Source organism: Tessaracoccus luoxuelianae (genome assembly GCF_054483915.1).
This window is the reverse complement of record NZ_CM137013.1, coordinates 2,302,254-2,314,866: the sequence shown is the minus strand read 5'-3', so window position 1 is coordinate 2,314,866 and position 12,613 is coordinate 2,302,254. Positions and strand designations below refer to the sequence as shown.

Genomic DNA, 12,613 nt, shown 5'->3' with positions numbered 1-12,613 from the left:
TCCATGACACGGCTCACCGTCCGGGTCCCGGCCACCACCGCGAACCTCGGCTCGGGGTTCGACTGCGTCGGCATGGCCTTCGACTGGTTCGACGAGCTCACGCTCGACCTGGTGGAGAGCCCGGTCCTGGAGGTGGTCGTCACCGGTGAGGGCGCCGACGGCGTGCCCCTGGACGACGGCCACCTGGTGATCAGCTCCCTGCTCGACGGGTTGGCGGAGTTCGGTGTCGAGCGCCCCGCGGGGATGCGCCTGACCTGCCGCAACACCATCCCCCATTCGCGCGGGCTCGGTTCCTCCGCCGCTGCGATCGTGGCCGGGCTCACCCTGGCGTGGGGGATCGCCCGTCCGGGCGAGCCGGTGGACCGCGCGGCGATCACCAGGCTGGCCACCTTCGCGGAGGGGCACCCGGACAACGCCGGGGCCGCCGTGTGGGGCGGGGCGATCCTGGCCTGGGCGCGGGAGGGTCGGGTGTCGCTGGTGCAGCTTCCGCTGCCGGAGGGGTTCGAGGCGGTGGCCTTCGTGCCAGACTTCGAGTGCCGCACCGACGACGCGCGCCGGGTCCTGCCCGAGACCGTGGCCCGGGCGGACGCCGTCGCCCAGGCCATCGCGGCGGCGGCGCTGCCGCTGGCGCTCACCCTCCGGCCGGACCTGCTGCTGGACGCCACCGCGGACCTGTTGCATCAGCAGTACCGGGCCGATCTGATGCGCCCCGCCCACGAGCTGATGCTCCGGTTGCGCGCCGCCGGAGTGCCGGCGGCCATCTCCGGGGCGGGGCCCACCGTCATCGCCGTGGGTCTGCCCGAACAGTTGGCGGGCATCACGGGGGTCGCGGCGGACGGGTTCGAGGTTCGTCGACTGGTGCCGGCGGGCGGCGTCGAGCTCACCACCGGGTGAGGCCGCACGCCGCAGATCCCGGGTTTCTTTGGTTGTGGCCCTCGCAGTTGCTAGGCTGAGGAACGGTTTACCCGAAGGCGCCGCCGTGGACTTCTTTTCACACCGGCTCGTTGGCGCCCAGTACTCCACCACTTTGACGCTGTCGGCGCGCCTCCTCAGGTGCCCCCACGGCTCCATGGAAGGAACCATTCGTTGAGCGAATCCAATGACCTTGCCGCTTTGAAGCTGGTCGAGCTCAAATCCGTCGCCGCAGGCCTGGGGATCAAGGGCGTCTCCGCCATGCGGAAGGGGGACCTTGTCAACGCCATCCAGACCGCCGGCGGACAGGGTGCTCCCGCCGCCCAGGGCGCCCCCTCGGACGCGCCAGCCGCGCCCAGTCAACGTCGCCCCCGCAACGAGAAGCCGGCCGAGCAGCCGGAGGCCGCGCCCCAGCAGCGCGAGCCCCAAGCCCAGACCCAGGCGCCCGTCGAGGCGTCCAGTCAGCAGGGCGAGCAGCAGGAGGGCGGACGGAACCGCCGTCGTCGTAACCGCGAACGAGGGCCCCAGCAGGAGACCCTCAACGAGGTGGGCGAGCTGTTGGAGGCCGCCATGGGGGGCGGAAAGCCGGCCACCGCGCCCCAGCAGCAGGCCCCGGCCCCTGCGTCGACCTCGGTCACCATCGAGCCAGGTGGCTACGACGAGGATCAGGGCGGATCGCGCCGCAGCAGCCGCCGTCGCCGCAACCGCGAGCGCCCCACCAACCGCCGCCCCGCACGCGGATCCCAGGGCATGGAGCGCATGGAGGCCGAGCCGACGGTGGGGGAGGGCGACGTCCTGGCCAACATCTCCGGCATCGTCGACATCCTGGACAACTACGCCTTCGTCCGCACCACCGGCTACCTGCCGGGACCCAGCGACGCCTACCTCTCGACCTCCACCCTGCGACGCTACGGGCTGCGCCGCGGTGACGTGATCACCGGCGCCATCAAGACCACGCGCGAGGGTGAACGCAAGGAGAAGTTCAATCCCCTCGTGCGCCTGGACACCATCAACGGCGACGACCCGGAGAAGGCCAAGGCCCGCCCCGAGTTCGCCAAGCTGACACCCCTCTACCCGCAGGAACGGCTGCGCCTGGAGACGGTCCAGACCAACATCGCCGGGCGGATCATCGACCTGATCGCCCCCATCGGCAAGGGCCAGCGTGGGCTGATCGTCTCGCCGCCCAAGGCCGGCAAGACGATGGTGATGCAGGCGATCGCCAACGCGATCGCGGCCAACAACCCGGAGGTCCACCTCATGGTGGTTCTCGTCGACGAACGTCCCGAGGAGGTCACGGACTTCCAGCGGACAGTCTCCGGCGAGGTCATCGCCTCCACGTTCGACAGGCCCGCGGAAGACCACACCATGGTCGCCGAGCTGGCCATCGAGCGGGCGAAGCGACTCGTCGAGCTGGGCCACGACGTCGTCGTGCTCCTCGACGGCATCACCCGCCTTGGCCGCGCGTACAACCTGGCGGCCCCGGCCTCTGGTCGGATCCTGTCCGGTGGCGTGGACTCCGCGGCGCTGTACCCGCCGAAGAAGTTCTTCGGCGCGGCCCGCAACATCGAGAACGGCGGCTCGCTCACCATCCTCGCCACCGCTCTCATCGAGACTGGCTCCAGGATGGACGAGGTCATCTTCGAGGAGTTCAAGGGCACCGGCAACATGGAGCTGCGGCTGCGCCGCGAACTGGCGGACAAGCGCATCTTCCCGGCCATCGACGTTGACGCCTCCGGCACACGGCGCGAGGACCTGCTCCTCGGCCGCGACGAGCTCAACATCATCTGGAAGCTGCGGCGGGCGCTCTCGGGCCTCGACGATCAGCAGGCGCTGGAGACCCTCAAGTCCCGGATGATCAAGACGGCCAGCAACCACGAGTTCCTGCTGAGCGTCCTCAAGACCACTCCCGCTGCCGACGGCTGATCGGCCGACTTGGAAATGCTGGACCGGCGAGGCACAATTGGGGGTCGCGCCGGTTCACGCATCCTCCAGGCCCATCGGGCCAGCGACCCGGCCACCGGATAACAAGGAGTCCATCATGAAGCAGGGAATCCACCCTGACTACGTCGAGACCCAGGTTCACTGCACCTGCGGTAACGCGTTCACCACGCGCAGCACCAGCAAGAAGCCGTTGAGCGCTGACGTGTGCGCCGAGTGCCACCCGTTCTACACCGGCAAGCAGAAGATCCTCGACACCGGTGGCCGCGTGGCCCGCTTCGAGAAGCGCTACGCCAAGAAGTAGTTCCACGCTCGGGCGTCGGGAGGGTAATACCCGCCCGGCGCCCGTTTCGTTTGCCGCCCCGGAAGGAGCCGTCATGTTCGACAACGCCCAGCCCCTGGTGGACGAGTTCCGAGACCTGGAGCGGCAGCTCGGGGAGCCGGAACTCCACTCGGACATGGCGCGCTCCCGCAAGGTGGGCAGGCGCTACGCGGCGCTGCGCCCCATCGTCGAGGGAATCGAGGCGTTCCGGAGGCTCTCGGAGGACCGCGGCGCCGCGGCCGAGCTCGCCGCCGACGACGCCTCCTTCGCTGACGAGGTGGCGGACCTGGACGCCCAGCTGGAGGTGGCCACGCAGCGCCTCACCAAGCTTCTCGCTCCGCGGGACCCCAACGACGACACCGACGCTCTGATGGAGATCAAGTCCGGCGAGGGCGGAGACGAGTCCGCGCTGTTCGCCGGCGACCTGCTCAAGATGTACTCCAAGTACGCCGAACAGGTGGGCTGGAAGATCGAGGTGCTGGACTCCCAGGAGACCGATCTCGGGGGCTACAAGTCGGTCACGGTGGCGGTCAAGGCGGGCACCGGCACCGAGTTCGGGCCCTACGGCCGGCTCAAGTTCGAGGGCGGCGTGCATCGCGTCCAGCGCGTTCCCGTCACCGAATCCCAGGGCCGCATCCACACCTCGGCTGCCGGCGTGCTCGTGTCGCCGGACGTGGAGGCCGACGAGGTGGAGATCAACGACGACGATCTACGCATCGACGTCTACCGCTCCTCGGGCCCGGGCGGCCAGGGCGTCAACACCACCGACTCGGCGGTGCGGATCACCCACCTGCCCACCGGCACCGTGGTGTCCTGCCAGAACGAACGATCCCAGTTGCAGAACCGCGAGTCCGCCATGCGGATCCTCCGCGCGCGGCTCATCGCCCTGGCCGAGGCGGAGGCCGCGACAGCGGCGTCGGCGGTCAGGAAGTCACAGGTGCGCACCGTCGACAGGTCGGAGCGCATCCGCACCTACAACTACCCGGAGAACCGGATCACGGATCACCGGATCGGCTACAAGGCCCACAACCTGGACCAGGTGCTGGAGGGGGCGCTGACGCCGCTGCTCGACGCGCTGGCGGAGCAGGACCTCGCCGAGCGGCTCGCAGGAGTGGGTGGGTGACCGAGGTCGCCCACCGGGTCGCCCAGCGGCTTTCCAAGGCCGGCTCGCCCAGCCCGGGGCCCGAGGCGCGGCTGTTGGTGGCCCACGTGCTGGGCGTGGAGCCGTCCCAGCTGGTCCGCGTCGACGCCGTCACCGACGAGCAGCGGTCGGCCATCGACGAGCTCGTCACGCGCCGCGCCGCCGGGGTCCCGCTCCAGCACCTCACCGGCGTGGCGTACTTCCGCTACGAGACGCTGGCGGTGGGTCCCGGGGTGTTCATCCCCAGGCCGGAGACCGAGGAGATGGTGGGCTGGGCGCTGCGGCAGCTGGACGGCCGCCCCGTCGAGGAGCGTCGCGTCGTCGAACTGTGCGCGGGGTCGGGCGCCATCGCGTCCGCGCTCGCGCGTGAGCTGCCAGGGGTGCGCCTGCATGCCGTCGAGCTGTCCGCCGAGGCCATGGCCTACCTGAGCCGGAACCTTGCCGGGCTGGACGTCGAAGTGGTGCACGGCGACATGGTCGAAGCCTTTCCGCACCTGGACGGCGCGGTGGATCTCGTCATCGCCAACCCGCCCTACATCCCGGAGAACCACCGGGGGCTCCTGCCCGCCGATGTGGTGGACCACGACCCCGTTATGGCCCTCTTCTCGGGCCCCGACGGGCTGGACGCCCTCCGCGTCGTGGTCTCCGTCGCCGAGCGGCTGCTCCGCCCCGGAGGGCTGCTGGCCACCGAGCACGACGACAGCCACGCCGACGCCGTCGTCGATCTGGTGGCCGCGGCCGGGTTCGGCGAGGTGCTCAGCCACCAGGACCTGACAGGTCGCCCGCGGTTCGTCACCGCCGTGCGGCTTCCCGCACATGGCAGGATGACCCCGTGAGCACAGTGTTCGACCTCAGCACCGGTCCCGAGACGGGCCTCGCGGAGGCGGTGGCGGCCGTCCGCGAGGGACGGTGCATCGTCCTACCCACCGACACCGTCTACGGCATCGGAGCCAACGCGTTCGAGGCCGCCGCGGTCCAAGGGCTGCTGGATGCCAAGGGCCGCGGCCGCGACATGCCGCCGCCGGTGCTGATCGCCGAGCCGTCGATGCTGCGTGCCATCGCCGACGTGGTCCCCGCCGGTGCGACGGCATTGGCCAAGGCCTTCTGGCCCGGCGCGTTGACGCTCATCCTCAAGGCCCAGACCCGTTCCGGCATGTCGCTGGGGGAGACCAAGGGCACCGTCGCGGTGCGCGTGCCGGACCACGACGCCGCCCGCGCCCTGCTGCGCCGGACCGGGCCCCTGGCCGTCAGCTCGGCCAACCTCTCGGGCCGGCCCGCGGCGTTGACCTGTGACGAGGCCAGGGAGCAGCTCGGCGAGAGTGTCGCGGTGTACCTCGACGGCGGACCTGTGAGTGGGGGAGTGGCCTCCACCATCGTGGACTTCGCCTCGATTCCTGAGGGGCGGGTGCTCAGGGCGGGTGCGCTGTCACTCGAGGCGCTCCGCGAGGTTGCCCCGGACATCGAGTCGCAGGGCTAGGCCCCTGTGCGCGAGTACCTCCTTGTGCTGCTGGTAGCGGCCGGCACCACCTATCTGCTGTCGGGGCTGGCCCGCAGCCTCGCGGTGCGCACCGGCGCGCTGGCCACGGTCCGCAGCCGCGACGTGCACACCCAGCCCATCCCCTACTTCGGCGGGTTGGCCATGTTCGGCGGGCTCGCGGTGGCGTTCCTGCTCGCGCTCCAGATGCCGTTCCTCGGCCGCTACACCACCGTCGAGCACGACGCGTGGGCCGTTCTCTGGGCCGGGCTGGTCATCACCGTCATCGGGGTGCTGGACGACAAGTACGACATGCCGGCGCTGGTCAAGCTGGGTGGCCAGGTGCTCGCTGCAGGGGTCGCGGTGCTGCAGGGGGTGCGGATCTACTGGATCCCGCTACCCAACCGGATCGTGGCCCTCGACGACGCGACCAGCATCCTGATCACCGTGTTCTTCATCGCGCTGTGCGTCAACGCGGTCAACTTTGTCGACGGGCTCGACGGGCTGGCCGCCGGGGTCGTGGCCATCGGCTCCGGTGCCTTCTTCAGCTACACCTACGTCCTGGCCTACGAGCAGGAACTCGTTCGCGCCACCACGGCGAGCCTGATCACGGTGGCCACCTGCGGGATCGCGATCGGCTTCCTCCTGCACAACTTCCACCCCGCGAAAATGTTCATGGGCGATTCCGGCGCCATGCTGCTCGGTCTGCTGATGGCCATGAGCGCGATCTCGTTCACCGGTCAACTGGATCCGGGGGCCACTGAGCAGGACGGCAGCCTCCTCCCGGCGCTGCTGCCCATCCTGCTGCCGCTCGCGGCCCTCGCCCTCCCCATCCTCGACCTGATCCTCGCCTGGGCGCGGCGCACCTGGAAGGGGCAGCACGTCTTCCATGCCGACAAGCAGCACCTGCACCATCGCCTGCTCGAGCACGGACACTCGCATTGGGGAGCGGTGCTGCTGATGTACGGGTGGACGGCTGTGGTGTCGGTGGGTCTGGTGGTGGTGGCCCTGTCGCAGTGGCCCCACACCGTCTGGGTGGTCATTCTCGCGCTGCTGGTGGTGCTGGTGCTCACCCTGCGCCCTGCCAGTCGGGAGGTGGAGGGTGGCTGAATCGCGGATCACCGACGCGACCAGGCGCTCCCGGCAGATGATGATCGGGGGACTGGTCGGTGCTCACGCGGCCGGCGTGCTCATCCTCCTGCTGGCCGTTCTCGTCGGAGGTCCCGGCGCCGTCCTCACCACCGTGCTCGGCTTCGCCGCCGTCGTCATCTTCTACTCCGTCGGGCAGGCGCTGGAGGTGGTGGCCTCGGAGTTCGGCGACATGCAGGGCATGGCGCTGGTGCTGGTCAGCTACGCGGTGCGGGTGGTGGGGATCGCCGCCGGGCTGTGGTTCATCCTCGGGCATCCTGCGGTGGCGCCGCAGGTGCGCGACGGCTGGCTGCTGCTGAGCGTCGTGGGCACAGTGTTGGCGTGGGTGACCGGGGTGGTTCTGGTGGCCTCCCGGCAGAGGGTTCCGGTCTACGACACCGAGTACCGGCCCCCGTCCGATCAATGACCGGGAGAAATATGATTCACGGACCCGTTTCCGCTAGGCTCACACACGACATGGGCAACTCACCGTCAGAGAACGCGCCAGAAGGACCTTCGCGCACCGATGACGGCATGCTCGTGCTCAGCTACCTGCTCAGCGGGATCATCTTCTACGGTGGACTCGGGTGGGTCGGGGACTACCTGTTGCACACCTCGTGGTTACTGCCGCTGGGCCTCATTCTTGGCCTGGTGACCAGCATCTACCTCATCATCAAGCGATACGGGAGCGGTACGTGACACTGGGGCTACTTCCGATGGAGACCGGCGACGGAGGCGGATACCACCCTCCTGGCACAGACGATTTCCTCTGGTACTCGGTCTGGCCGGGCGTGCTGCCCGACTGGATGAACAGGCCGTTCTTCCAGGCCCTCATCGGCGCGGCCATCGTGATGATCCTCTGGTGGCTGGCCTCCCGCAACCTCAAGGTCAAGCCCACGAAGACGCAGTTCTTCGCCGAATACGTCTACGAGTTCGTCCGCAACGGCATCGCGCGTGACATCCTCCACCACGACTTCAAGAAGTTTCTTCCCTATCTGTTGGGCCTGTTCTCGTTCATCCTGGTCAACAACTGGTTCGGCGAGTTCTTCCTCTTCATGTACCCCACGTTCTCCAACGTCGGCTACGCCTACGGCCTGGCGATCCTGTCGTGGCTGATCTACGTGGGCGCCGGGTTCAGGAAGTGGGGGTTCGGCGGGTTCCTCAAGAAGTCGCTGATCCCGGACGGCGTGCCGGGCTACCTGCTCGTACTGGTGATCCCGCTGGAGTTCCTGGCCACCTTCATCACGCGCCCCATCACGCTGGCCCTGCGTCTCTTCGCCAACCTGTTCGCCGGTCACCTCGTGGTGCTCGTGTTCGTGGTGGGCGGCGGGTACCTCCTCACGGTGCAGGACAACCTGTTCTTCAACGTCGCCGGCGGAGTGTCGTTGGCGTTCAGCCTGCTCATCCTCTGCCTCGAGCTGTTCATCGGCGCGCTGCAGGCCTACATCTTCACGGTTCTCACCGCCCAGTACGTGTCCACCTCGATCGCCGAGGCGCACTAAAGTCAATCCGACTCCTGAGAAACAAGCCCGTTCTCAGAAGCCATCCGAAAGGAAAGTAATGTCCCTCCTCGAAATCACCGGCTCGCTGAACATGATCGGCTACGCGATCGCCACGATCGCCCCGGCCCTGGGTGTCGCCTGGATCTTCGCGTCGGTCATCAACGGCACCGCCCGTCAGCCCGAGGCCCGTGGCGCCATGATGGGCACGGCCTTCATCGGCTTCGCCGTGGTTGAGGCGCTCGCCATCATCGCCATCGCTCTCGCCTTCGTCCTCTGAGCAGCGTCATGTTCCCCTTCACCGGGGCGCTTCTCGAGATCGATCTGGGGCCGCTGTTGCCCCACTATCTCTCGGAGATCGTCGTCGGCATCGTCCTGATGCTGCTGATCTACGCTCTGATGCGTAAGGCCGTTGTACCGGCCTTCGAGAAGATGTACGAGGAGCGCTCGAACAAGATCGAGGGCGGCATGCAGCGTGCGGCGGCGGCGGAAGCCAAGGCTGAGGCTGCACTCGCCGAATACAACGACCAGCTGACGGCTGCCCGCGAGGAGGCCGCGCGGATCCGTGAGGATGCCAAGAACCAGTCGGCCACCATCGTGGCCGAAGCCCGGGACAAGGCGGCCAAGGAATCCCAGCGGATTCTGGAGTCCGGACGCGTCCAGCTTCAAGCGGAGCGCGCACAGCTGGTCAAGGACCTGCGAGGCGAGGTCGGCGGCATGGCCACCGTCCTGGCCGGCAAGATCGTGGGCGAGTCGCTGAGCGACGACGAGTTGGCCATGCGCACCGTTGACCGGTTCCTGGCCGAACTCGAGTCCGCGGGTCAGGCCCGATGATGGCCCGCGGCGCCGCACCCGCTGGACTCGATGCGTCCGTCGACGGCATCCTCACCGATGCGTCCACGGCCTCCGAGCTGTTCGCCGTCGTCGATCTGATCGACGGCCAGCCGGTGCTGCGTCGTTCGCTGTCGGACCCGTCGTCGTCCTTCGACGACCGCGCGGGCCTGGCGAGGCGACTTCTCGGCGGCCGCGTCTCGGCCGCGACGATGTCCGTCCTGTCGGAGGCCCTCCGGGCGTCCTGGGGCAGCGGCGTGGACCTGGTGTCCGGATTGGAGCGCCAGGGCATCCGCGTGGCGCTGGCATCGGCCCATCGGGCCGGACAGATCGACCAGGTCTCCGACGAGCTGCACGCTCTGTCCTCCACCATCGTCGGTAGCCCGGAGTTGGCGGCCACCCTGCGCAACCAGACCTATCCCGTCGAGGCCAAGCAGGCTCTCGTCGATGGGCTGATCGAGGGTCGCGTCCATCCCGTCACCCGCACGCTGGCGGCTCGCGCGGTCAAGGCCCGCCGTCGCAACATCGCGCAGATCTTCTCCGCCATCCTTGAGATGGCTGCGGACCTGTCCGGAGAGAAGATCGCCCGGGTCACAGTGGCCCGTCCGCTGGACGAGGGTCGCATCGCCCGCCTCAAGGCGGCGTTGGAGGCCCAGCTGGGCACCACGGTGTCGCTCCAGATCGAGGTGGACCCCTCGGTCCTCGGTGGCATGAACGTGGCCATCGACGATGACGTCATCGAATCAACAGTTGCTGCGCGGCTAGACCAGGCCCACCGGCAACTCACCACTCTGTAGACGAAAGTAGAAACGCAATGGCTGAACTCACCATCAGTCCGGACGAGATCCGCAGCGCGCTGGACGACTTCGTCCAGGCATACCAGCCCCAGGCCGCGTCCCGGACCGAGGTCGGCACCGTCGTGACCTCCGGCGACGGCATCGCCCGGGTCGAGGGCCTGCCCTCGGCGATGGCCAATGAGCTGTTGCGGTTCGAGAACGGAACCCTGGGCATCGCCCTGAACCTCGACGAACGCGAGATCGGCGTCGTCGTCCTCGGAGACTCCGAGGGCATCGATGAGGGCTCCGTCGTGCACGGCACCGGCGACGTGCTCTCGGTGCCCGTTGGCGACGGCTACCTCGGACGCGTCGTGGACGCCATGGGCAACCCCATCGACGGACTCGGCGAAATCGACGGCATCGACGGCCGTCGTGCGCTCGAGCTTCAGGCTGCCGGTGTGATGGACCGGCAGGAGGTCCGGGAGCCACTGCAGACGGGCCTGAAGGCCATCGACGCCATGATCCCGATCGGCCGCGGCCAGCGTCAGCTGATCATCGGCGACCGCAAGACCGGCAAGACGGCCATCGCGCTGGACACGATCATCAATCAGAAGGCCAACTGGGCCTCTGGCGACAAGAAGAAGCAGGTGCGCTGCATCTACGTGGCGATCGGCCAGAAGGGCTCGACCATCGCCGAGGTGCGCAGCACCCTCGAGGCAGCGGGCGCCCTGGAGTACACCACCATCGTGCACTCGCCGGCCTCAGACCCGGCCGGCTTCAAGTACATCGCCCCCTACTCCGGCTCGGCCATCGGCCAGCACTGGATGTACCAGGGCAACCACGTCCTCATCGTGTTCGACGACCTCACGAAGCAGGCCGAGGCCTACCGCGCCATGTCGCTGCTGCTTCGCCGGCCCCCGGGCCGTGAGGCCTACCCCGGAGACGTCTTCTACCTCCACTCCCGCCTGCTGGAGCGCTGCGCCAAGCTCTCCGACGAGCTCGGCGGGGGTTCGATGACCGGCCTTCCGATCATCGAGACCAAGGCCAACGACGTGTCGGCCTACATCCCCACCAACGTGATCTCCATCACCGACGGCCAGATCTTCCTGCAGTCGGACCTGTTCAACGCCAACCAGCGCCCGGCGGTCGACGTCGGCGTGTCCGTCTCCCGCGTGGGTGGCGCCGCGCAGGTCAAGGCGATGAAGGCGGTATCGGGCTCGCTGAAGATCAATCTGGCGCAGTACCGCGACATGCAGGCGTTCGCCATGTTCGCCTCCGATCTGGACGCGGCGAGCCGCCGCCAGCTGGCCCGGGGCGAGCGCCTCACCGAGCTCCTTCGGCAGGGTCAGTACGCCCCCTACCCGGTCGAGGATCAGATCGTGTCGGTGTGGTCCGGCATCGAGGGGCACTTCGATGACGTGCCCGTCGACGACGTGCTGCGCTTCGAGGGTGAGTTCCTGGACTACCTCCGCCACAACACCACCGTCCTGCAGTCGATCGCGGACACCTTCCTGTTCGGCGACGAGCTGAAGGCTGCGACGATCACCGCCTTGGCCGATTTCAAGCGCGTGTTCCGCACGTCCGAGGGCAAGCTGCTCGTCGGACGCGAGGAGCACAAGCCGCTCGAGGACGAGGAGATCGGCCAGGAGACGATCGTCCGTCAGAAGCGGAGCTGATCGATGGCTAGCAGTCTGCGGGAGCTTCGCGAGCGCCGGAAGTCGGTGAGCACGACGAAGAAGATCACCCGTGCCATGGAGCTCATCGCCGCGTCGCGCATCATCAAGGCGCAGAACGCGGCCCGGTCCGCCCTGCCCTACGCGCGGGAGCTGACCAGGGCCGTCTCCGCCCTGGCCAGCGCCCACGACCTGGAGCATCCGCTCCTGGTGGACGTCGAGCAGCCGCAGCGGTCGGCCATCCTGCTGATCACCTCTGATCGCGGCCTCGCCGGCGCCTACTCGGCCAACGTCATCAAGGCGGCCGAGCAGCTGTACGCGAAGCTCAAGGGCGAGGGCCAGGACGTGGCGATGTACATCGCGGGCCAGAAGGGCGTGGCGTACTACGACTTCCGTCACCGCTCCATCGAACAGAGTTGGACCGGATTCTCCGACCGCCCCAGCTACGCCGAGGCTCGGGAGATCGCCGGGGTGCTGCTGAAGAAGTTCATGCAGCCCACGGAGGAGGGCGGGGTGGACCAGCTCCACGTCGTCAACACCCGGTTCGTGTCCATGCTCACCCAGACCGCCGTGGCCCGCAGGCTGCTGCCGCTCGTCGTCGAGGATGCCCCGACGGATCCGGACCCGGATCCGGAGGAGCTCAATCCGTTCTTCCACTTCGAGCCGGACATCGCCACCGTGCTGGACTCTTTGCTGCCGCTGTTCGTGGCCGAGCGCATCCACAGCGCCCTTCTCCAGTCCGCTGCCTCGGAGCTGGCAAGCCGTCAGCGGGCGATGAAGTCCGCGACCGACAACGCCCAGTCGCTCATCGAGCAGTTGACCCGTGAGGCGAACCAGGCCCGCCAGGCCGAGATCACCCAAGAAATCACTGAAATCGTCGGTGGCGCCTCGGCGCTGTCCGAGTAGCCGAACGAATGAG

The 12,613-nt window shown here is 68.4% G+C and carries 14 protein-coding genes and 1 pseudogene; all 15 read left to right on the top strand.

Annotation, left to right across the window (positions count from 1 at the left end):
- The first annotated feature begins 3 nt into the window (after positions 1–3).
- The 15 genes and pseudogenes from thrB (at position 4) to ACX1D1_RS10420 (ending at position 12,600) form a co-directional block, all read left to right on the top strand.
- Complete coding sequence (gene thrB / locus ACX1D1_RS10490; RefSeq protein ID WP_459054526.1) at positions 4–894, top strand: homoserine kinase; 891 nt, start codon at positions 4–6, stop codon at positions 892–894.
- A 192-nt stretch (positions 895–1,086) separates the two neighbouring features.
- Positions 1,087–2,835, top strand: coding sequence for a transcription termination factor Rho (gene rho, locus ACX1D1_RS10485; RefSeq protein ID WP_459054525.1), 1,749 nt, complete (start codon positions 1,087–1,089; stop codon positions 2,833–2,835).
- A 115-nt stretch (positions 2,836–2,950) separates the two neighbouring features.
- The gene (rpmE, locus tag ACX1D1_RS10480) at positions 2,951–3,154 is read left to right on the top strand and encodes a 50S ribosomal protein L31 (protein WP_182784131.1); all 204 of its coding nucleotides are present in this window, start codon (positions 2,951–2,953) and stop codon (positions 3,152–3,154) included.
- Positions 3,155–3,227: 73 nt separating this feature from the next.
- Positions 3,228–4,295 carry a peptide chain release factor 1 gene (gene prfA / locus ACX1D1_RS10475; RefSeq protein WP_182784128.1) on the top strand — a complete coding sequence of 356 codons (1,068 nt, stop codon included), beginning with the start codon at positions 3,228–3,230 and terminating at the stop codon, positions 4,293–4,295.
- A complete protein-coding gene (prmC, locus tag ACX1D1_RS10470) occupies positions 4,292–5,149 on the top strand; it encodes a peptide chain release factor N(5)-glutamine methyltransferase (RefSeq protein WP_459054524.1) in 858 nt (285 codons plus the stop codon). The genes prfA and prmC overlap by 4 nt, the downstream gene beginning before the upstream one ends.
- A gap of 29 nt (positions 5,150–5,178) precedes the next feature.
- Positions 5,179–5,775, top strand: a pseudogene (locus tag ACX1D1_RS10465) (L-threonylcarbamoyladenylate synthase); the annotation flags it as partial.
- 21 nt (positions 5,776–5,796) lie between these two features.
- Positions 5,797–6,897 carry an MraY family glycosyltransferase gene (locus ACX1D1_RS10460; RefSeq protein ID WP_459054523.1) on the top strand — a complete coding sequence of 367 codons (1,101 nt, stop codon included), beginning with the start codon at positions 5,797–5,799 and terminating at the stop codon, positions 6,895–6,897.
- Complete coding sequence (locus tag ACX1D1_RS10455; RefSeq protein ID WP_459054522.1) at positions 6,890–7,342, top strand: hypothetical protein; 453 nt, start codon at positions 6,890–6,892, stop codon at positions 7,340–7,342. Before ACX1D1_RS10460 ends, ACX1D1_RS10455 begins: the two co-directional genes overlap by 8 nt.
- 50 nt (positions 7,343–7,392) lie before the next feature.
- Complete coding sequence (locus ACX1D1_RS10450; protein WP_182784396.1) at positions 7,393–7,614, top strand: hypothetical protein; 222 nt, start codon at positions 7,393–7,395, stop codon at positions 7,612–7,614.
- Positions 7,615–7,631: 17 nt separating this feature from the next.
- Positions 7,632–8,417: a F0F1 ATP synthase subunit A gene (atpB, locus tag ACX1D1_RS10445; protein ID WP_459056579.1), complete on the top strand. Its 786-nt coding sequence runs from the start codon at positions 7,632–7,634 to the stop codon at positions 8,415–8,417.
- A 58-nt stretch (positions 8,418–8,475) separates the two neighbouring features.
- Positions 8,476–8,694, top strand: a complete 219-nt coding sequence (locus ACX1D1_RS10440) for an ATP synthase F0 subunit c (RefSeq protein WP_182784116.1) — start codon at positions 8,476–8,478, stop codon at positions 8,692–8,694.
- Between the two features lie 8 nt (positions 8,695–8,702).
- Positions 8,703–9,248 carry a F0F1 ATP synthase subunit B gene (locus tag ACX1D1_RS10435; protein ID WP_182784115.1) on the top strand — a complete coding sequence of 182 codons (546 nt, stop codon included), beginning with the start codon at positions 8,703–8,705 and terminating at the stop codon, positions 9,246–9,248.
- Positions 9,245–10,042, top strand: a complete 798-nt coding sequence (locus ACX1D1_RS10430) for a F0F1 ATP synthase subunit delta (RefSeq protein ID WP_459054521.1) — start codon at positions 9,245–9,247, stop codon at positions 10,040–10,042. Before ACX1D1_RS10435 ends, ACX1D1_RS10430 begins: the two co-directional genes overlap by 4 nt.
- A 17-nt stretch (positions 10,043–10,059) precedes the next feature.
- A complete protein-coding gene (atpA, locus tag ACX1D1_RS10425) occupies positions 10,060–11,697 on the top strand; it encodes a F0F1 ATP synthase subunit alpha (RefSeq protein ID WP_182784111.1) in 1,638 nt (545 codons plus the stop codon).
- A gap of 3 nt (positions 11,698–11,700) precedes the next feature.
- Entirely contained in the window at positions 11,701–12,600 is a 900-nt protein-coding gene (locus ACX1D1_RS10420) for a F0F1 ATP synthase subunit gamma (RefSeq protein ID WP_459054520.1), read from the top strand.
- Positions 12,601–12,613: the final 13 nt, after the last annotated feature.

Coding starts and splice junctions, on each gene's coding strand:
- thrB (WP_459054526.1), top strand. CDS start 4: ATGACACGGCTCACCGTCCGGGTCCCGGCCACCACCGCGAACCTCGGC.
- rpmE (WP_182784131.1), top strand. CDS start 2,951: ATGAAGCAGGGAATCCACCCTGACTACGTCGAGACCCAGGTTCACTGC.
- prfA (WP_182784128.1), top strand. CDS start 3,228: ATGTTCGACAACGCCCAGCCCCTGGTGGACGAGTTCCGAGACCTGGAG.
- ACX1D1_RS10450 (WP_182784396.1), top strand. CDS start 7,393: ATGGGCAACTCACCGTCAGAGAACGCGCCAGAAGGACCTTCGCGCACC.
- atpB (WP_459056579.1), top strand. CDS start 7,632: ATGGAGACCGGCGACGGAGGCGGATACCACCCTCCTGGCACAGACGAT.
- ACX1D1_RS10440 (WP_182784116.1), top strand. CDS start 8,476: ATGTCCCTCCTCGAAATCACCGGCTCGCTGAACATGATCGGCTACGCG.
- ACX1D1_RS10435 (WP_182784115.1), top strand. CDS start 8,703: ATGTTCCCCTTCACCGGGGCGCTTCTCGAGATCGATCTGGGGCCGCTG.
- ACX1D1_RS10430 (WP_459054521.1), top strand. CDS start 9,245: ATGATGGCCCGCGGCGCCGCACCCGCTGGACTCGATGCGTCCGTCGAC.
- atpA (WP_182784111.1), top strand. CDS start 10,060: ATGGCTGAACTCACCATCAGTCCGGACGAGATCCGCAGCGCGCTGGAC.
- ACX1D1_RS10420 (WP_459054520.1), top strand. CDS start 11,701: ATGGCTAGCAGTCTGCGGGAGCTTCGCGAGCGCCGGAAGTCGGTGAGC.